Below are 20,460 nucleotides of genomic sequence, written 5' to 3' on the forward strand. Positions count from 1 at the left end.
GCCGTCCCCCGCCCTCGCTCGCGTCCACCCGGCAGTCGTAACACTCTTTCCCGGCGTCGCGGTGCGGATCGCGCGGATCGCTCCGCCGATCGTGCTCCGGCGCCCGCGTGTCCCGCCCGGTCAGCGCCGCCAGCGCAGCGGCCCGGGGTGCACCCGCCACCACAACCGCCGCCAGCGGGGCCGGGCGTCGCGCAGCGCGTCGCCGTACGCCGAGGCGAGCGCCGCCGCCCGGTCCGCCTCGCCGGGAGTCATGGTGCCGGGCGCGAAGGCCAACTGGTTGACAAGTCCGGCGAGTTCGTCGACCGCGCCGCCCGCCACCGCCACCGCGTCGCCCGCCACCGTCGTCGCCGCGTCGCCCGTCACCGTCGTCGCCGCGTCGCCCGTCGTCGCCGCGCCGGATGCGGCGTGGGCCTCGGTGAGCGCGTGACGGGCCCGCTCGGCCACCTCCGCCGCCGCCAGTTCGTCGCCCACCGGGCGGCCCGCCAGGCGCAACGCGTCGGTCAGCTCCCGCCAGGCGCCGGCGACCCGCCCGCCGGGGTCACCCCGCTCCAACCGGGACCTGGTCAACCGGCGGCGCATCGTGGCCAGCGCCGCCAGCACCGCGCCCACCAGCAGCAGCAGGCCACCGACGCCGCCGCCGACAAGCACCGGCGTACCCGGACCGCCGCGGGCCCGGTCCGGCGCGGACCCGGCGGCCGGTGGCGTGGCCGTGGGCTCCCCGGTCGGCGCCGGCACCTCCGACGGCGGCGGATCCTCCGGCTGCGGCCGGAAGTCCTCCTCCACCGGCCGGGGCTCGGAGTCCGGGCGCGGCATCGGGTCGAACGGCACCCAGCCGACACCCTCGAACAGCACCTCCGGCCAGGCGTACGCGTCGGCGGCCCGCACCGGCCCGTCCGCCTTCGGCGCGAACCCGACCACCACCCGGGTGGGCAGCCCGGCGAGCCGGCCGAGCACCGCGAACGACGCCGCGAACTGCTCCGAGGTGCCCCGCTGCCCGCCGCCGTTGCGCGGCCCGAACAGGAAGAACGTCAGGTTCGGGTAGGCGTGGCCGCTCGGCGCGTCGGCGGTCACCCGGTAGTGCTCGGCGAGGAACGTGGCGATCGCGTCCGCCCGCGCGTACGGCGCCCCGTTCTCCTCGGCGAGCTGGGTGGCCAGCCGGCGCACCTGCTCCGGCGCCCCGTCCGGCACCCGCAGCACCCGGGCCACCGCGTCCCCGGCCGGCACGTTCGCGGTGGCGACCAGGTTCGGGTCCGGACGCTCCCGCACCGAGGACACGTCATACCGCAGCCCCGGGGCGAGCCCCTCCGGCCGGATCAGCGTCCCGCTCGCCGGGTCGTACGCCACCCGCGCGCCGCCCACCTCACGCGGCGTCGGCACGGCCGGCAGCAGCCGCCCGGTCAGGTCCGCCACCGTGATCTCCTGGCGCACCACGTCGGTCGTGGCGCCCGGCGCCGGCTCGACGGCCGGCAGGATCCGCCCCGCGTTGCGGTACGTGGCACCCACCCGCCACGTCACCCCGTCGTAGTCGCTGAGCACCGCCAGCCGGATCCGCGGCGGCCCGCCCCCGGTCGAACCGGCGACCGTACGCACGTCGAGCAGCCGCTGGTCCGGGTTCAACGCCCAGCCGGAGATGCGGATCAGCGGGTTCTCATCCAGAGTCTCCACCCGCGGCGGCTCCACATAGCGGCGCGGGTCGACCGGATGGTCGTCGACCTGACCGGCGACCACCGGGGCGAGCAGCGCGGCGAGCGCCACCACCACGGCCAGCCCGCCCGCGCTCGCCACCGCCGGCCGCAGCCGCACCGCCGCGCGTACCGCCGGGGTTCCCCCGGCGACCGGGTCGGCGGCATCCGCACCGGCCGGTCGTCCGGTGGCCGCCAGGCCGGCCGCCGCGACCGCCGCGAACAGCACCGTCGGGCCCACCGCCGGCTCCGCGTTCGGCCCGACCACGTAGAGCGCGCCGGCGTAGAGCAGCGCCGGCGGCAGGTAGCCGAGCAACACCCGGCCGGCCCGCAGCGCCACCTCGGCGGCGGTCAACCCGGCCAGCCAGGCCGCCACCACCGGGAGCAGCACGGTGTCCGGCGTCGGCTGCACCGGGATCATCGCGGTCAGCAGCCGGGGGATCGCGTTGCCGGCGGCGTCCGCGGCCACCTCACCGAGCCCACCGGGCAGCGCCGCGTGGCTGGCCGCCAGCCGCAGCGACAGCAGCGTCCAGCCGGCCAGGGCGGCCACCGACAGCGGCGCCACCTGCCACGACGGCAACCGCCGGGCGGCCACGCTCACCAGTACCGAACCGGCCGCCGCGCCGACCATCAGCCGGGTCAGCAGCGGGTCCGCGTACACCCGGCCCAGCACCACGGCGGACAACGCGACCAGCACCACGAGCGCCACCGGCACCGGCGCCGCCCGCAACGCCCGCGCCGCCCACCCCCGCGTCGGGGTCGGCGGCGGCCCGGCGGCCGGACGCGGCGGCGACACGGTCACCACCGGCGGATCCCGTCCCACTCGGCGGCGAACGCCGCGCCGTCCGCCGCCTCCAGCACCACCAGGCCCGTCGCGCCGGCCGCCGTCGGCGCGGACCCGCCGAACATCCCCACCACCACCGACGGGTACGCCCCGCGCAGCGCGCCCACATGCCCCAACTCTTCGGCGGCGCCCGGCCCGGTGAGGAAGACGAGCGTGTCGCCGAGCCGCTCCTGCCGCAGTCGGCCCGTCGCCGCCGACAGCACCTCCACCCCGCCGCCGGCCAACTCGACCGCGGCGAGCCGGTCCAGCGGCCCGGCCGCCCCCGCCGGCTCCACCTCGGCCGGCGCGACGAGCAGCAGGTGCACCGGCAGGTTCTCCCGCACCGCCGCGGCCACCACCGACGCCGCCGCCTCGCACGCCGCCTCGAACGACTCCGCCACCCCGGCCACCCGCCCCGGATGGGCCGCCGACCGGTTGTCCAGCACCACCACGAGGCGCGGCAGGCTGGTGTCCACGTTCTCCCGCACCATCAGCTCACCCACCCGGGCGCTGGTCCGCCAGTGCACCCGGCGCAACTCGTCGCCGACCACGTACTCGCGCAACGAGTCGAACGTGATCGACCCGTGCGGCACGCTGTCGACGCGCCCGTCCAGGCTGCGCCCCGCCCCGGTCGGCACTGCGGACAACGGGTGGATCCGCGGGTACACCCACACCGCGACCGTGCCGCCGTAGCCGCGGGTCAACGCCACCAGCCCGAGCGGGTCCCGGCGGACCACCCGCAGCGGCCCCACCGGCACCACACCCCGGCGGTGCGTCGGCACCGCGTACCGCACCCGCGTGTCCCGCCCCGGACGCAACCGCAGCAACGGCACCGGCACCGGCGCTCCCGCGCAGCGGTCCTCCGCCACCAGGTTCGCCGCCCGCAACCGGCCCGTGTTGCGCACCGCCAACTCCATCGCCGCCGGCTCGCCCCGGGCCACCCGATCCGGGTCGGCCCGACGCTCCACGGCCAACCGGGGCCGCCAGGCGGCCGTCACCCCGGCGTAGGCCACCGCCACGCCGGCCGCCGCGCCGAGCACGGTCAGCTCCGGGTACGCGTACCGGAAACCCGCCCCGAGCAGCACCAGGGCGGCGACGAGCAGCCCGACGCCACGGGCGGTGATCCCCACGCTCAGCCGTGCACCGGGGCGGGCTGGCCCGACGGCAGCGGCACCGGCACCGAGGCGACCGCCTGACGCAGCACCTCGGCCGGCGTGACGCCCCGCACCTGCGCATCAGGCGTCAACAGCAGCCGGTGCGCGAAGACCGGCTCGACCAGCGCCTTCAGGTCCTCCGGCATGATCCAGCCCCGCCCGTCGATCAGCGCGTACGCGCACGCCGCCCGGGTCAACGCGATCACCCCGCGCGGGCTCACCCCCACCCGCACCTGCGGATGGGTCCGCGTCGCCGCGGCCAGCCGCACCGCGTACGCGTAGAGCGGCTCGGCGATGTGCACCCGCCGGGCCATCTTCACCATCTCGCCGACCGTGGCGGTGTCGGTGACCGCGGTCAGCGAGTCGGGGGAGCGGACCGTGGCGCCGCGCAGCACCTCCACCTCGACCGCCTCGTCCGGATAGCCCACCGAGAGCTTCACCAGGAACCGGTCGAGCTGCGCCTCCGGCAGCCGGTAGGTGCCGTCCATCTCCACCGGGTTCTGCGTGGCCACCACCAGGAACGGCTGCGGCACCGGATGGCGTACGCCGTCCACGGTGACGGTCCGCTCCTCCATCACCTCCAGCAGCGCCGACTGGGTCTTCGGCGACGCCCGGTTGATCTCGTCGGCGATCACGATGTTCGCGAACACCGGCCCCGGGTGGAACTCGAAACCGCGGCTGGCCTGGTTGAAGATGGTCACCCCGGATACGTCCGAGGGCAGCAGGTCCGGGGTGAACTGGATCCGCCGCCACTCACCCTTGACGGTGGCCGCCACCGCGCGCGCCAGGGTGGTCTTGCCGACCCCGGGCACGTCCTCCAGCAGCACGTGCCCCTGGGCGAACAACGCGGTCAGCGCCAGCCGGACCACCTGCGGCTTGCCCAGCACGACCGCGTTGACGTTGTCGGCCAGCCGGGCGGCCAGGGCGGCGAAGCCCTGCACCTCCGGCTGGCTCAGCGGTTCGTGCGTGTTCACGGGTGTGCCCTTCCGAAACGGCGCGGTCAGCAGGTGGGCAGCAAGTTGAGGTCGTCGCCGCCCTCCAGGTTCAGCCAGGCCCACGGAATGTAGGTCTTGCCCTTGTAGTCGACCTGGACCCACCAGGTGCTCTGCTTGTTGTTGTTGTAGATCCAGGCATCGACGTTCTCACCCTTGGCCTTGCAGTAGGTGCGCAGCCGCCTGCCGTCCGGCACCCAGCCGGCCTGCCGGTCGTTGTCCTGCCGGGTGACCTCGAAGATCTCGTTGCCGTTGCGGCCCGGCACATCCGAGTCGCAGTACGTCCGCTGGTCCCCGTCCGGACCGTTCTTACAAGTGGCGACGCCGTAGACCGGGTCGGTGGTCTGGGCACGGGTGGCGGTGTTCTTTCCGGCCGCGTTGCTCGCGGTCACCGTCACCGTGTACGCCGTGCCCGGCGACAACCCGGTCACCCGCAGGCTGGCACAGCCGCCGCTGGCCGTCTTGCCGCCGGTGGCCGCCGTGCAGGTGGCCCGCCCGCCGCCGGCGTCCACGGTGAACGTCACCGTCACCGAGGTGGCGTCCGCCGACGAACCGGTCACCGTGACCCGGGGCGCGGCCACCGTACGGGCGGTGGTGGTGGCCTCCGCGCCGGGACCGGCCTCGTTCACCGCCTTCACCTTCACCGTCACGTTCTGGCCGTTGCCGAGCCCGCCCACGGTGGCCTTGACGTCGGTCACCTCGACCGTCTTCCCGGCGGCCTCCACCACGTACTTCATCACCGGGCGGCCGTTCTCCACCGCCGGCGACCACTGCACCGCGACGGTGCCGGGCTGGTCGGCCACGGTGGACGCGCGCAGCTCGGTAGGGGCCTTCGGCGTCGTGAACGGCACCACCGTGTTGCTCACCGGCGACGCCTTCGACCCGGCGCCCTTGTCACTGACCGCGGTCACCGTGAACGCGTACTGCGTGCCGTACTCCAACTGACCCGCCGGCACCACCAGCTCGGTCTTCGGCGACTCGCCGGCCGGGGCGCTCGCGCCGGCCGAGGTCGCGGTCACCGCGTACCGCGCCACCTTGTTGCCCTGCCCGTCGGCCTCCGGCCAGCTCACCCGCACCGTGCCGTCCGGTCGCGCCTCGGCGGTCACCGAGGCCGGCGGGTCCGGCACCTCGGCCGTCGGCACGACCGGGTTGCTGCGCCGCGCCGGCCCGTCGCCCTTCGCGTTCACCGCGTGCACCGAGAACGTGTACGACTCGCCGTTGGTCAGCCCGGTCACCTCAAGCGCCCGCTGGTTCGCGCCCACCTGGTGGGTCTGACCGCCGCCCTCCACCACGTACCTGGTGATCTCGGCGCCGTTGGACGTGGCGGGCTGCCAGCTCACCCGCGCCGAGGCGTTGCCGGCGGCGGCGCGGACCGACTTCGGCGCGCCCGGCTTACTCACCTTCGGCTTCTTCGGCGGGGGCGGCGGCGGGGGAGCCGGCGGCGGGTCGCCACCGAGCACGTCGTTCGCGTACTTGTTGACCTCACGGACCCGGTTCCGGTCGTCGACCACCTGCGCGGTCGACGAGTCCGGCGGGTTGATGAACAGGTGGTTCTCGCGGACCTCCAGCTCCATCGGCCCGGGCCGGCCGGAACCCTTGATGGTCTCCACCAACTGGCCGGCGGCGTCGAACGAGTAGACCGCCCCGGTGTCCTCGTCGGCACAGTAGAACCGCCCCGCCCAGGCCACCGCCGGGCTCAGCCGGACCCCGGCGCCCGGCACCGTGAACGTCCGCACCTCGCGGCCGTCCCGGACCACGTGCACCGACCGGTCACCGGCCACCGTCACCGGCACCTGCGGGCCGCTGCTGCGGGTCGGCAGGATGCCGGGGGCGGTCACCGTCAGGTCGGCCCGCTGGGTCCGGCCGCCGACAATCGTCACCAACGACGCCGACGTGCGATCGAGCACCGCCACGCCCTCGTCGAGCGTGGACACCACGAGCTCGTGCGCCGGCTCGGCCACCTCGTACGTCTCGACCCGCTTCGGGCTGAGCCCGGCGGGCGGCGCGTCACCCGGCGTCGCCGGCAGGTCGGCGGCCGTGACCGCCGAGACGGTGCCCTCGCTCGGCACCGCGATCCACAGCTTCCCGTCGCCGTCGAACGCTCCGCCGGTGATGCCCGGCGGATAACGGACCGGCTCGCCCACCGGCGTCAACGCCCGCGGGTCGAGCTGCCGGACGATGCCCTGCACCGCGTCCACCACGAACGCCGCGTCCTCGTGCAACGCCACGCTGACCCCGAGCCCCGGTGCGGTCGGGGTGGTCGCGGTGATCTGGAGCGTCGCCAGGTCGAGCGAGCTGACCTGGCCGGTGTTGAGGTCACGCAGGATCAGCAGCCGGTCGGTCTGCGCCACCAGCATCTGGTGCCGCCGCCCGCCGGGCACCTCCATCCGGGTGTCTACCCGTGCGGTGATGCCGTTGACCCGGGCCAGCTCGCTGCGCGTGGTGCTCCACAGCCAGGACGAGGAGTCGAAGTTGGCCACCGCGTTGTCGGCGGCGCCCAGCCCGAGCACCGTCAACCCCATCGCGGCCAGCAGCGCCGCCACCGTGCCGATGGTGACCAGCCCGCCGCGCAACCGCTTCCGCGGGCGGGCCGTCTCCGACCCGGCGGTGCTCGTGACGTCCTCAATGGTGGTCACAGCCGGCTGCCTCCCCGCGTCGGTGGGGGAGGGCGCCGCACGTGGTCGACCCTCCCCAGAGCCGGGAGCCATCATAGGTGCCGGCCGGGGCTGGTGAAACCCGCACCGTCCCCCTGTGGACACCGAGCGTGTCGTAGGTGGCCGGTCAGTTCGGCGTGCCACCGCCCTCGCGGTCCGTGCAGACCTGACCCGAGGTGGCGTACGAGTCGGTCGAGTAGACCGCAAGCACCGTGAAACAGTAGTCAAGCTTCGCGCTCAACCCGTTCACCGTGTAGCGGGTCTGCCCGGCGTCCACGGTGGCCATCACCCCGAGCTTCTGCCCGGCCCGCCCACCGGCGACCACGAACGGCACCCCGCCGTCCGTCGGATCGGTCCAGGTCACCGTGATCGTGGTGGTGTCGTCCCGCAACCGCAGGTCAACCGGGGGTGGCCCGGTCACCTTCGGCTTGGCCACGCTCGGCGCCGGCGCGGGCGGCGGCGCGTCCCGGCCCAGCCACACCGCGCCCCCGGCGACCACGGCCACCAACGCGACCGCCGCACCACCCACCACGGCCACCATCGTCCGGTTACGGCCGCGCCGCTCCGGCTCCTCCGCCACCGGGTACGCGGCGCTCTGGTGGAACGCCTGCGGCACCGCCGGCCAGGCCCCCTGCTCCGGGTACGCCGCTGGTTCCGGCCGCGCCGGTCCGGGAAAGTCCAGCAACCCGTCGTAGACCGGTAACGCCCGACCCTCGTCCGGGACGTCCCCGCCGGGGTGGTGGTCCGCCCCGGTGGCGCTGCCGCCCCGGCCTTCGACGTTCCGATGCTGGTCAATGTCGTTGCCGTTCGCCCCCACGGCGGGGTCCCACCCGGTGGGGCTCCGGTCCTGCCCGGTGGTGCCGCCGTCCTCGTCGTCCACAGTCGGCGTGAGGTCCGACCCCGGCTCGGCACCGACCGGCTGCGACGGCGCCACGCTGCTCCACGGCGGCGCGACCATGCCCCACGGCGGCGCGGGCGTGCCGCTGGCGGGCGCGGCGCTGGTCGGCGTGGCGCTGGCGGGCGTGGCGCTGACGGGCGTGGCGCTGGCGGGCGTGCCGCTGACCGGCGCGGCGCCGGTCAGCGCGGCGCTGGTCGGCGTGGCGCTGGTCGGCGTGGCGCTGGTCGGCGTGGCGCTGGCGGGCGTGGCGCTGGTCGGCGCGGTGCTGACGGGCATGGCGGGTGGCCCGCTGACCGACGGCGGGTGGCCGCCGACCGGATACCCGCCGGGTCCGCTCACCGGCGGTCCGGGTGGTCCACTCACCGGGTACCCGGGTGGTCCGCTCGCTGGTGGTCCGCTTACGGGCGGTCCGGGCGGTGTGCTGACGGGATATCCGAGGGTGCCGGTGACCGGCGGCCCGCTCCCGGGATACCCAGGGTGCGGGGCGACGGGCGGTCCGGGCGGTGTGCCGACGGGATATCCGGGGGTGGGTCGTCCGGGCGGCCCGCTCACGGGATGCGGTGGTGCGCTCGCGGAGCCGGCCGGCGGATAGGCGGCGGCATGCGGTCCGGCGGCCGGACGCGTCGGAGCGCCGGGCGGGGCGTCGCTCGCCGGCGGGCGCGGGCCATCGGGCTGGTGATCCCGCTCCGGGCCGGCGGCGGGCGGCGCGCCCGGAGGCGGGCCGACCACCGGCGGTCGGTCTGCGGCAGGTGCGCTGCTCGGCGTTCCGCTCGCCGAGTGGGCGGCGTCAGGTGCGCTGCTCGGTGTTCCGCCCACGGGCGGTCCGCTGACCGGGATCGGGCGTCCACTCACCCGCGGTGCGCTGACAGGTGGTGCATCGGCGGCGTGCGCTTCGCTTGTCGCGGCGCCCCTGGGCGAGGCGGAGGCGGCGGCCTGCCGTTCCGCTTCCTCCCGCAGCAACGGGCCGATCTGCTGCACCTGAATGGTCGGCTTGTCCCAGCCCGGGGCGGGCGTCGCCGATCCGGGTCCGGGGCCACCCACCCCCGGGCCGGCGGGCCCGTCGGCTGGGCGCGACGGCGACGTGGCGGCCGGAACCGCGGGCCGGTGCCCCGTGGCGGTCTCCGACGCGGGTGGCGCGCCGGTCCGATCAACTGGCGGGACCGATGCCGGCGCCGGGACGGGCGGATGGGAAACCGGTGGGGCGGGTGGCGGCAGCGCCCCAGTCGCCGACGGGCTCGGGATCGGTGGCCCTGAGATCGGGGGGCCTGAGATCGGGGGGCCTGAGCCGGGCGGGCTCGAGATCGGTGGGCTTGAGATCGGCGCGCCTGGGATCGGCGCGGCTGGGGTCGGGCCTGTGATCGGTGGGCTCGGGAACGGCCGGGCGGCCGGAACGGGCGGGGGAGGCGGCAGGACTCCACTCCCCGGTGGACCGGAGATCGGCGTCGGTACACGCGGCGCCGGCGGCCCGGAGGACAGAGCCGGCGACGCCGGTGGGGCGACCGGCGTCGACCCGGGAGAAGACGGCGGGGCCGCCGCCCAGGGAGGTGCGCCGGAACCGTCGGGCGACGACTGCCGACGGGGCGATGGGATGACCGGCGGGGGCGGTAGTGGACCCGCCCCGACGGTCGGCGGCGGTGGACCGTGATGTGCCGGCGGGCCGGGATGTGCGGGCGGGCCGGGATGTGCCGGCGGGCTTGGAGGCGTTGGCGGGCCGGGAGGCGTCGTCGGGACGATCGACGGCCGGGGCGGCACCGGCATCACGCCGGGAGTGGGCACCGGCTGGTTGTGGGCGGTGGCCGGCGATGCCGGGAAACGTGCGGTGGCCTGTCCGGGCGGCGCCGGCAAACCGCCGGCGGTGTCGGCGGCCGGCGGTGGAGGAGGAGGCGCCCAGGGACTGGCCGGCCGATCCGAGCCGCTGGGCCGGACCGGAGGCGCCGAGGTGGGGATCACCGGAGGAGGCGGCAGCGACGCCGGGTTGCTTTGGGGCAGCGGCGTCGGGGCGCTCTGGGGCATCGGGGGCGGAGCGGGACGGGCTCCGGGGTCGGACGCGGTTCCGGGCCACGGTGCTCGGGACGCCGGCCCCGGCTGCGGCGCCCATTCGGCGCCGGGCACCGGTGCGGCGGCGGGTGCCGTGGAGGCAGCGGGTGGCGGCACGGTGGACTGGGGAGGGTACGTCGGTGGGACCGCCGGCAGCGACACGGTGGGCCCGGACAGCGCCGGATCGGAGCGCTCACCGGCAGCGGGGGCGAAGCCGCCGGGAGGGGGTCCATAACCGGCGGGAGCGGCGGCGGAGCCGCCGAGGTACTGGCGGGCTGCGCGTACCGCCGGGTGGTCCGGACCGAGCACGGCGGGCCCGGCGGTGGCCACGCGACCGTAGTTGCGGCGGGCCTCGTGCCGGTTGCCCAACTCCTCCGCCACCCCGGCGAGGTCGAAGCTGAGGGCGAGCATCAGCGGATCGGCGTCCCCGCGACGGCGCTCGCCCGCCGCGTACGCCTCTTCCAGGACGCGGCGGGCGGCGGCTGGCTCGTCGGCCTCACGATGCAGGCGGGCCAGCAGGTGGCCGGTGGTCAGGACGTCCTGGTGGTCCTCGCCGTAGGCCGGACGGGCCGCGGTGATCGCGTCGGCGAGCAGGCGGCGGGCGCTGGTCAGGTCGCCCGCGGCGCGGAGGGCCAGGGCCTGGTGTTGCACGGCGGTCAGCGGGGCGGGGTGGGACACGGGAGCAATGCTGCCCGGAATCGTCGGTTGCGCGCTACCCGTCCGGTGGCTGAGGGTCCTGAGCTGCGGAAACGTGGGGCTCTGATGGTGATGTGCATGATCGTTTCGAGCCGTGTACAGTAATGCCCCGTGCGGCCCGCCGGGCCGGCCGATCCGGTGCGAAAGTCACTGGGGCCGACCAGGTAGGCTGGACGGGCAAGTCCGGGTGGCGGAATGGCAGACGCGCTAGCTTGAGGTGCTAGTGCCCGTATAGGGCGTGGGGGTTCAAGTCCCCCCTCGGACACCAGTACGTTTCATTTGTGCACAAGATGACGTAGCGGTGGTCAAGTATGCTTGACCACCGCCGAAACTCCTACGACACCGGCGCCGGCGCTGCCTCTCGGGGCAAGTCCACCGGGGCCAGAGCTGTGACAACCCGTGCCAGCTCGTCTGTCATTCCCGCTGTTGCCCTCCCCGGTCACCAGACCAGTGCACGTGGCGCTTCTGGTTCATCCGCCGCGGCGATGAGGCGACCCCCGCTTCCGCTTCCCACCCTCGCCGCCACCCGCAGCCGTGTGGCTGTCTACGGGCTGGTCACGCTGAACACGCACGGCCGGATCGCTGATCGGTCGGCGATGAAGGTGCTCCAGTGGGTGCCTGGACTGCGGTTGAGTATCAGGGAGCGCCATGGGCTGATTGTTGTTTCCGCGGATCCACAAGGCGTCTTCAAAGTTGCCAAGGAGGGCCATATTCGGCTGCCGGCAGTGGTTCGTCAGTGGTGTGGCTTGGTCGCCGGTGACCGAGTGTTCATCGTGGCGGAACCAGCCAGCGGACGGCTGGTGGTTCACCCGCCGGCGAAGCTCGACGAGCTGGTTACGCAGGCTCACGATGCGGTGTTCGGGGGCGGCGATGAGTGACACAGCAGCGAATCGTGCTGAGTTGGACGCGGCTCGGCTGCTGCTTGCTCGGATGGGTATCTCGCCCGCTGACCTGTTGGACGCTGCGGTGGCCCGGCCCCTGTCACCGACCTTCGCCGAGTATGTTCCGGTGGTGGCGGCCGCGGTCACGGTGGGAACGCGGCGTGCCTACGGCTCCTACTGGAAACGGGTGGTGGAGCACTGGGGGCAGCGAAGACTTGACGAGCCCACTCCGTCGGAGATCGAGCAGTTGGCGGAGTACGTCAAGACGCACGTGGTAGCGCGGCGGAACGCTCGTGGAGGTCGTAGCGCGGCGGAGCATCTGATTGCCGCCTTGCGTTGTCTCTACAAGAGGGCGGTCGCTGATGGGTTTATCGTGGCGTCGGAAAATCCCGCATTGAAGGTATCGAAACCTCGGCGTTTGCCGAGTACCCGTCGGGCCGTGGCGGATACCAGGCTCGCCGAGATCAACGAGGTCGCAGCCAGCACAGGCGACGACCCGGCGCTCGACACGTTGCTTCTACGGCTGCATACCGAGACGGCGTGCCGGCGCGGTGGCGCGCTGGCGCTCCGTCCGGCCGATCTGGATTCGGACCAATGTCTGATCCTGCTACGAGAGAAAGGGGATTCCAGACGGTGGCAACCGGTCTCTCCGACGCTGATGCGGTATCTACAGCGCCACGTTGAGGAGCGGAAAGCGGCGGAGTCTGGGCAGCTGCTGCGCTATCGGAGCGGGCAGCCCATCACCTACCGACGGTATGACCATCTGTGGGTGCGCATCGGCGAGCACCTCCCGTGGGTGTACACACAACAGATCAGCACGCACTGGTTGCGCCACACTACGCTGACCTGGGTGGAAAGGAACTTCGGCTATGGCGTCGCGCGAGCCTACGCCGGTCATTCGGAGAGCGGCGGTGATGCTGGCACTACAGCAACCTACGTGCGGGCGACGATCAGGGCCCCGGCAAAGTCGTTAGGTGATGCCGAGCAGCGCCAGTGGGCGGGTGCTGTCGCGGGCGTGATGGCGGTTGGCGGCGGCGATGTTGGTGACCCCGCTCAGGCGTAGGGCGCCGATCGCGGCGTTGCGTAGCGCGGCCATGACTTCGGCTCCGGTGCCGGTGCGGATCTGGCTGCGATCCTCGTCGTAGGTGACGTCGCGGACCCAGTGGACCTTGTTCTCGATCGTCCAGTGCCCACGAACCCAGGCAGCCAGTTGTGCCGGTTTCGCCTGATGGATTGAGAGATCGGTGATGGCATAGACGGTCTCGGTGGTGAAGCGTTTCGGCTGGTCCAGGCGGCGTCTGCGGCGGCGGATCTGGATGGCTTGGACGGCGTGCGGGAAGTCGATGCCGGTGGAGATTGTCAGGATTTTCAGGCTGCGGATCTCGCGGCGGCCGTGTCCGCGATCGCCGTCGCGGGTGGCGTCGGGGACTGCCCGCCAGGGCAGGGCGGTGAGCTGAGCGTGCAGGTGGGGCTGGTTGCCCTTGACGGTCAGGATCCAGTGGGCGCCGCGCTCGGTGAGGTAGGTGACGTGCTCACGCTGGCAGTGCAGGGCGTCGGCGGTGATCACGGTGTCGCGTAGGTCGCTAATCTGGTCGAGCAGCGGTGCGAACCGGGTGATCTCGTTGGTCTTGCCGTCGACGTCAATACACGCGAGGACCACGCCGGTGGCCTGGTCGCAGGCGGTCATCACGTGCCGGGCCGGGGTGTCGGTGGTGCGGGAGCCGCGCAGGGACTTGCCGTCGACGGCGATGGCCCTGCCGGCCGCCGAGGTGGTGGCGGTGGCCCGGCCGGCGAGCCAGACGCCGATCGTCGCGGTCAGTAGTTGCGGGTCCATGGCCTGCAACAGCCGACGGATCATCGCCTCCGACGGGCGCCGATCCGGGGTCATGCCCAGAGCGAGAGCCGTCGTGGCCGGCACGTCGGCGACCCATTCGGCGATCGCGGCATACGAGCGGTACCCGGCGACCACGGCACACACCGCTGCGGTGACCACGACCGTCAGCTGGTGCCGGACACCTCGCCTGGCCCGTGGATCAGGCAGACCGGCGAGCGCTTCGGGCAGCCTGCCGGCGGTTTCGGGCACGGTCAGAGCCGGTGCGCAAGACAGAGACGAGATCAGCGATGATGGCAGCGCGGGCATGACTCACTTCGGCGATCAGCATGGCGTAGGAACCTTGATGATCTTCCGAACAGGTCATGCCCGTCTTGCTGCCACCACCAACGGCGCTTCTACTCCAAGCACCACAAGTCCGACACCATCACGACTTTGCCGGGGCCCTGACCTCGGCCCCACCTACTGGTGGGGCACACGAGGACCAATCGGACACAACATCTCTAGCTCCGAATCCCACAGTCTTGCCGCCGCGCGGCAGCTCTGGGATCTGTCGGTGGAACTGTCCGGCATCGAATTCCTAAAGCCTGGCGCTCGCAGGAGTTGGAAGAAGTAAGACTACTGCCCATGCATCGCGGCCCGCTTTTATCCTAGGATGGTTAGAGGAGGTCGGTAATGCCACTCACATTGGAGTCGAGATCATCTAAATCTTGGGCGCGGACGAAGTGGCTTTCCTGCGGACGGAGGTGGCGGAGATGAATTCCTTTCCGTTTCAAAATGCAGGTATCCCTCTCGCGACCCTCGTCGCATGTCCTCAAAGTCCGACGGCCTACTATTCGATAACCGTAATCGATAGCAGTGGGCGCCTGGCCAGCCGCTCGGCGATCCGCTTCATGGATTGGGCTGCATCGCAGATGGTCGACTTCGCGGTCGGCTCCGGAATAGTCGAAGTTGCCCTCGGGGAGCTGAGTGGCCAACGAATCACGGCCCAGGGTCACTTGCGCCTCTCGCCCAGCACTCGGCACATGCTCGGAATCGCCGATAAGGACCGGCTGATCCTCGCGGCAAATAAGGGCGCCGGAATCCTCATCGTGGGCACCATGGCCTGGCTAGCCGACGCAATTAGAGCGATGATGGACGGTCGTGAGGATGTGCAGCAATGACGGGCAACCCTTCTCAGCGACTAGGGAACGGCGAGGTGCAGGCGGTACGCCTGTTATTGAGCCGGCTCGGGCTGACGGCTGAGGAAGTTCTCAAGGGCGCCGGTGCGGCGAAAGAAGCTCCATCATTCAATGAATACATTCCCCATGTCTCTCTCGCCGTCGCCGCAGGTACACGACGCGTTTACGGAACCTATTGGAGGAGAGTTCAAGAAGTTTGGGGAGAGCGTCGCATCGATGAGCCGACTCCGATGGAGATTAAGCAGTTTGCCGAAAGCATGAAGGAAAGTGTAGTAAAAAGGCGAAATTCCCGTGGCGGGCGGACTGCTGCCGAGCACTTCATATCGGCGATGCGGTGCCTCTACGCCTACGCCGTCACCGACGGGTTCATTTCCGTAGCCGCAAACCCCGCTGCTCGTGTGCCTAAGCCTCGTAGGCTCGCGAGCACTCGCCGAGCTTTATCCGAGGCTCAACTGAAGTCGATCAACGAGGTCGCAAGTAGCACTGGCAACGATCCGGAACTCGATGTGCTTATTCTAAGGCTTCACGAGGAGACCGCGTGCCGACGGGGTGGAGCGCTCGCCCTTAAAAGGTCTGATGTCGACGTCGAGCAGTGCCTAATTCAACTTCATGAAAAGGGTGGGACTGTGCGATGGCAGCCTATTTCACCCACACTCGTGCGCTCGCTACTGGAGCATTACGACGGTCGAGGAGCAGGTTCCGTCGAGAAGCACCTGCTGAGATATCGGAACGGAGCCCCGCTTACTCGCCGTCGTTACGACTATCTCTGGAGCCGCCTGGGAAGGCATCTTCCATGGGTAACTACACAGCAGATAAGCGCTCACTGGCTCCGCCATACCACGCTGACCTGGGTGGAGCGCAACTTCGGGTACGGCATCGCGCGCGCCTATGCCGGTCATGACAGCCGCGCTGCTGCTGGAACAACCAGCACTTACGTCAAGGCCGACTTATACGAGGTGGCATATGCGCTCAGCGCCCTAACTGGGGAGAGTCATCCTCTGGCGGCTGGGATCAATGAATCGCCGCGAAATGGCGGCCGTGTCCGCGCGCTACCGGCTTCACTGTTCCTGACCAGCGGCGTTAGGGTTCCTGTTCGGAGTTCCGACTGGGCTTCTTAACTGGAGTGCATCGGCAGTATGCCCGATTGATTATCTCTAGTGTGCTTGCTGTGCCTCCGAGTGCTGCGGGCTTTTCCATGCTCAAACCTGTTGGTGTGCCGTGCGTAGGCGCAGGCTGGTGCCGTCGGAGGAGAGTTTCGCCGCGGCGATGGTGGCCCATCCGCTGGTACTGGCGAAGGCTACGCCGGCGAGGAGCCCGGCGAAGCTGAGGGTGACGACGACGGCGGTCAGGTTGCTCGATGGTGGCATGGTCGCGGAGAAGCTGATGACGGCGATGAAGCCGAGCAGAGCCACGCCGATCCCGTCGAGTAGCCGACGAAGGCGCAGTCGTTTGCAGGCGTGGCAGAACGGCCAATTCGGCATAGTGATGCGCTTTTGTGTGATCGTGGCGACGATCGCGAAGGGCAGCACGCCGAGCAGGATGAGCAGGAATGACCAGGTCGGGGGAGTGGAGCGGAACAGCACCGACTTTCGCCGGGTGGCGGGGGCGGCGTGTCTGACGCAGGCGGACGGCGCGCCGCCGGGCTGGCGGAGAGCGGCGACGGGCACGGTGGTCGGCAAGGCGGACTCCAGCGGACGTTCGGTACGGCTGTCGGCGCGCAGTATGCACGACCCGCTGCGGGGGCGGTGATCCCTGTCCACCAATGCTGCATCTGCTCACGATGAGTGAGACGACTGCCGGTCCCGAAGCCCGTTGCCCGATTCGTCCTCACAACTTGTGAGGGATCTTTACATCTGTTGATCCGGGTCCCTACAGTTCGGCGACTTCATCAGGTGATCAACGGGGGACCTGTGGTGACTGCTGCCCGACGTCGTGTCGGTTTGTTCTCGGCTGTTCGTCGACCGGGCGGGCGGTGGGCTGCGCTGCTGTCGGTGACGTTGGTCGCCGGCGTGGTGGTGCCTCCTGGTGCCGTGTCGGCGGCTGCGTCGACGCCGAAGGGGCCGTTGGCGGCAGGGGATGCGGGGTCGGCGTCGCGGTTGGCGGAGGAGACCGGGCAGCGGGTGGAGGTCGCCGCGGGGCGTTCGGAGTTGACGCAGGTTTTCGCGTTGCCGGATGGCGGGTTCCAGCAGGAGTCGGCGGTGGTGCCGCAGCGTGCGCGTCGCGCGGACGGGTCGTGGGCGCCGGTGGATCTGTCGTTGGCTCGGGGCGGTGATGGGTTGTGGCGGCCGGCGGTGTCGGTGGCGGACGTGCGTTTTTCGGCTGGTGGTAGCGGGCCGATGGTGACGTTGGTGCGTCAGGGCAAGAGTTTCAGCCTGTCGTGGCAGGGCGGTACGTTGCCGGCGCCGACGATCGTCGGGGACTCGGCGACGTATCCGGGTGTGCTGCCGGATGTGGACCTGGTGGTGCGGGCCACCTGGACGGGCTTCTCGCATGTGCTGGTGGTGAAGACCCCTCAGGCGGCGGCGAATCCGGCGTTGCGTGAGCTGCGCTTCGACGTCGGTGGGGACGCGAGTGCGGTGCGGGTCGGTGACGGGGAGCTGCGGGCGGTCGCCGGCGGCGAGGTGTTGGCGGAGTCGACGACGGCGACGATGTGGGACTCGACGCCCAGTTCCGCGCCGCGCCCGCAGGCCGCCGGTCGCGCCGCCGCTGCGACGGACGCGGGGCAGGAGGAGTCGTCGCCGGTCGGTCCGGGAGACGCGGCGGTGACCGCGCCGGTCCGCACGGAGGTGACCAGCGACGGTGAGGTGGTGTTGCACCCGGATCAAAACCTGCTGACCGGCTCGGAGGCGGTGTTCCCGGTGTTCATCGACCCGCCGTGGTCGACGGGTAAGAGCCGGTGGGCGTACGCGACGAACAACAATTCGACGAACTCGGATGTCAGCGTCGCCCGGGTCGGGAAGAACCCGGACAGCGGGGTGCTGTATCGGTCGTTCTTCGACTTCCCGCTGCCGGGGGTGGCGAAGAAGTTCATCAAGAAGGCGTATGTGCAGGCGACGGTGGACCACACCTGGTCGTGTGACGACACGATCAACTATCTGTGGCATGCCGGGCCGATCTCGTCGACGCCGCGCACGAAGTGGTCGCCGACGATGAAGACGCCGGTGGAGAACGCCTACTCGCACGCGAACGAGGCCGGCGGCTGCAGCAGCATCCAGCCCGACATGACGGTGAACTTCGAAAGCTCCGCGATCACCAATTTGATCCAGGACCACGCCGATCACTCCGCGCCTTACATCACCATGGCGCTGTGCGCGTGCGCGGCGGGTGGTAGTGGTGAGTCGACGCAGGATCGGTGGAAGAAGTACCTGCCGAACTCGGTGAAGCTGATCGTGGACTACAGCTCTTACCCGGGGCAGCCGTACGGTTTGCAGACCACGGGCGCGGCGTGCACGTCGGGGGTGCGGTCGGTGATCGGCACGTTGACGCCGACGTTGTCGGGGGTGTTCCCGGACGCGGACGGCACGCAGGCGTTGACGACAAAGTGGGAGTGGTTGGAGATCCCCGCGTCGGGCACCTACAACGACAGCACACCGCGTAAACCGGCTCCGGCAGGAGCGTCGGTGCCGGCCGGCGGTCGGTCGACGACGGCGGCGTTGTCGGGCCTGGTCAACGGCAAGTCGTACGCGTTTAGGGCGATGGCCACCGACCCGGCCCCGTACAGCCTGACCAGCGCGTGGTCGGCGTGGTGCGAGTTCAAGACCGACGTGAGCTACCCCGATGTGACCGCGACGGTGACCGTGATGCCGGCCGGTCCGGGGGAGAAGGGCGTGTTCACCCTGTCGTCGAATACCTCGACGGTGGTGAAGTTCCGCTACGGCTGGACGTTCCCTCCCACCACGGAGATCACCGCGACGGGCACCGGTACCCGGACGGCGTCGGTGACCCTGACCACCCCGAAGTACGGCGAGAACATCCTCTACGTGTCGGCGATCAACTCCGCGCAGACCGAGGGACAGGGTTCGGTGGCCTTCATCGTGGACCGACCCGCCCCGCCGACGAACTGGTGGAAACTCGAACCACGGCCGAGCGTCACCCAAGCCCAGGCGCTGACTGACGAGCGCGCCGAGGCCACGATCACCGCACCGCTGGCGCCGACGGGGGTGACCTGGTCTCCCGGCCTGCGGATGCCCGGCGCGTCGAGCGCGACGTTCAACGGCTCGTCCTCGGCGGTGAATCACAGCCAGTCGGTGGTGGACACGACCGAGTCGTTCAGCGTGGCGGCGTGGGTGCGCCTGTCGGCGCTGCCCACCGCCGAGGACAACGTCGCGGTCAGCCAGGACGGCACGAGCGCCGCCGGGTTCCAGCTCGGTGTGCGGATGGCCGGATCGCCGGTGACACCGCGGTGGGCGTTCGTCATGAAGGACACCCCGGATCAGGCCAGCACGACCCGCTCCGCGGCTGCGGTCGCCGCGCTGACGTCGGCGGACGTGGGGCGGTGGACGCATCTGGCTGGGGTGTTCGACCGGCCGTCGGGCAAGATGCTGCTCTACGTCAACGGCACCCTCGTCGGTGACGCCGACCGGGCCGCCGCCCCGTGGGCGGCGACCGGGGTCTTCTCGATCGGCCGTGGCTTCAACGCCGCGCCGGCGAAGTGGTTCACCGGTTCGATCGCCGACGTGCAGGTCTACGACCGGGTGCTGGTGGATCAGGACTTCACCGGCGGCCTCGCCACGGACGCTTATCCGTTCAACGAGCCGGGCATGGTCAGCGCGCCGAAGACCTCCGCGTGGGACTTCAAGAACGCCTACCCCTGCTACGAGGCCAGCACAGACCCCTCCTCCTCGGCCTGCGGGGTGAACGAGGTGGGCGATTTCAGTCGGCGTCTGGCGCTGACCGACGGCAGTTGGATCGGCTACGGGCAGCGCGACAAGTCGCTGCTGCTGGACGGGACGCACTTCGTCGAGGATCCGGCCGATCCGCACTACAACCAGGCGACCCAGGAGTACGGGCGCGCGCAGAACAACCTCGGCGACGAGATCACCGCGAACTGGAGTGACGGGGCGGTGGTGCGCACCGACGCGTCGTTCACCGTATCGGCGTGGGCGCGGGTGGACGCGGCGACGGGTCGGCAGACGATCCTGTCGCAGGACCACGGCTCCGGCTACAGCGGCTTCGACCTGCAGTTCCGCGACACCTCCGGCGGGCAGTGGGCCTTCACCGTCCGCGCGGGTGCGACGAACACCGCCGCGATCACCACCGCCGCGACCGCCGCGGTCGATCCGACGGAGTGGCATCAGCTGACCGGAGTCCTCGACGCCGAACGCCGCCAGATCCGCCTCTACGTCGACGGGGAACTGAAGGCCACCACAGCGATGGTCACCGCGTGGCAGCGGTGGAACGCCACCGGCCCGTTCGTGGTCGGCCGTTCCGACCAGCCCGCCGGGTTCACCGACTGGCTCACCGGCGGCGTGGACGACGTGCTCGCCTACCAGGGTGCGTTGACCGACGGCGGGGTGCGTGACCTCTTCGACACGCAGGTCAACCAGGCAGGCGAGGAGTGATCATGCCCGCCCACACCTCCGCTCACCCCCACGACCAGAAGCCGGCGCCGCGCCGGAGGACCACCCGAGA

Annotated in this window: 12 protein-coding genes, 1 tRNA gene and 1 pseudogene; 6 read left to right on the forward strand and 8 right to left on the reverse strand. The window is 71.5% G+C overall.

The genetic code is table 11. The features are described from left to right. Positions 1–120: 120 nt before the first annotated feature. The 6 genes and pseudogenes from O7602_RS08900 to O7602_RS08925 all read right to left on the reverse strand — a co-directional run. A complete protein-coding gene (locus O7602_RS08900; protein WP_281590219.1) occupies positions 121–2,412 on the reverse strand; it encodes a DUF3488 and transglutaminase-like domain-containing protein in 2,292 nt (763 codons plus the stop codon). A 68-nt stretch (positions 2,413–2,480) separates the two neighbouring features. Next, a complete protein-coding gene (locus O7602_RS08905; protein ID WP_281587789.1) occupies positions 2,481–3,635 on the reverse strand; it encodes a DUF58 domain-containing protein in 1,155 nt (384 codons plus the stop codon). A 2-nt stretch (positions 3,636–3,637) separates the two neighbouring features. Continuing rightward, positions 3,638–4,633: a MoxR family ATPase gene (locus O7602_RS08910; protein ID WP_181569257.1), complete on the reverse strand. Its 996-nt coding sequence runs from the start codon at positions 4,631–4,633 to the stop codon at positions 3,638–3,640. A 26-nt stretch (positions 4,634–4,659) separates the two neighbouring features. Beyond that, entirely contained in the window at positions 4,660–7,287 is a 2,628-nt protein-coding gene (locus O7602_RS08915; protein ID WP_281587792.1) for a fibronectin type III domain-containing protein, read from the reverse strand. A 145-nt stretch (positions 7,288–7,432) separates the two neighbouring features. Next, a complete protein-coding gene (locus tag O7602_RS08920) occupies positions 7,433–8,542 on the reverse strand; it encodes a hypothetical protein (protein ID WP_281590654.1) in 1,110 nt (369 codons plus the stop codon). 1,935 nt (positions 8,543–10,477) lie between these two features. After that, positions 10,478–10,918: pseudogene (locus O7602_RS08925) on the reverse strand (tetratricopeptide repeat protein); the annotation flags it as partial. A gap of 199 nt (positions 10,919–11,117) precedes the next feature. Here O7602_RS08925 and O7602_RS08930 point away from each other — a divergent pair. The 3 genes from O7602_RS08930 (at position 11,118) to O7602_RS08940 (ending at position 12,880) form a co-directional block, all read left to right on the forward strand. After that, positions 11,118–11,204 (forward strand) — tRNA-Leu (locus O7602_RS08930). Between the two features lie 268 nt (positions 11,205–11,472). Next, entirely contained in the window at positions 11,473–11,814 is a 342-nt protein-coding gene (locus tag O7602_RS08935; protein WP_281587794.1) for an AbrB/MazE/SpoVT family DNA-binding domain-containing protein, read from the forward strand. Beyond that, positions 11,807–12,880, forward strand: coding sequence for a site-specific integrase (locus O7602_RS08940; RefSeq protein ID WP_281587795.1), 1,074 nt, complete (start codon positions 11,807–11,809; stop codon positions 12,878–12,880). Before O7602_RS08935 ends, O7602_RS08940 begins: the two co-directional genes overlap by 8 nt. Here the strand turns inward: O7602_RS08940 and O7602_RS08945 are convergent. Then, positions 12,788–13,900 (reverse strand): ISAs1 family transposase, encoded by a 1,113-nt coding sequence (locus O7602_RS08945; RefSeq protein WP_281587796.1) that lies wholly within the window; start codon positions 13,898–13,900, stop codon positions 12,788–12,790. The two genes, O7602_RS08940 and O7602_RS08945, sit on opposite strands and share 93 nt — an antisense overlap. Positions 13,901–14,358: 458 nt before the next feature. Here O7602_RS08945 and O7602_RS08950 point away from each other — a divergent pair, with 458 nt between their 5' ends. Both O7602_RS08950 and O7602_RS08955 read left to right on the forward strand, forming a co-directional pair. Then, positions 14,359–14,811 (forward strand): hypothetical protein, encoded by a 453-nt coding sequence (locus O7602_RS08950; protein ID WP_281587798.1) that lies wholly within the window; start codon positions 14,359–14,361, stop codon positions 14,809–14,811. 35 nt (positions 14,812–14,846) lie between these two features. Continuing rightward, positions 14,847–15,947: a site-specific integrase gene (locus tag O7602_RS08955; protein ID WP_281587800.1), complete on the forward strand. Its 1,101-nt coding sequence runs from the start codon at positions 14,847–14,849 to the stop codon at positions 15,945–15,947. An 81-nt stretch (positions 15,948–16,028) separates the two neighbouring features. Here the strand turns inward: O7602_RS08955 and O7602_RS08960 are convergent, their stop codons facing one another. Next, positions 16,029–16,508 (reverse strand): hypothetical protein, encoded by a 480-nt coding sequence (locus O7602_RS08960; RefSeq protein WP_281587802.1) that lies wholly within the window; start codon positions 16,506–16,508, stop codon positions 16,029–16,031. A gap of 312 nt (positions 16,509–16,820) precedes the next feature. Here O7602_RS08960 and O7602_RS08965 point away from each other — a divergent pair, with 312 nt between their 5' ends. Further along, on the forward strand, positions 16,821–20,390 hold the full coding sequence (locus tag O7602_RS08965; protein ID WP_281587804.1) for a LamG domain-containing protein: 3,570 nt from the start codon (positions 16,821–16,823) through the stop codon (positions 20,388–20,390). Positions 20,391–20,460: the final 70 nt, after the last annotated feature.

Origin of the sequence: Micromonospora sp. WMMD1128 (assembly GCF_027497235.1) — a bacterium.
Taxonomy (GTDB): domain Bacteria; phylum Actinomycetota; class Actinomycetes; order Mycobacteriales; family Micromonosporaceae; genus Micromonospora.

Bases quoted from the DNA above. Each gene is read 5' to 3' on its own strand.
- O7602_RS08940 (WP_281587795.1), top strand. From the start codon at position 11,807: ATGAGTGACACAGCAGCGAATCGTGCTGAGTTGGACGCGGCTCGGCTG.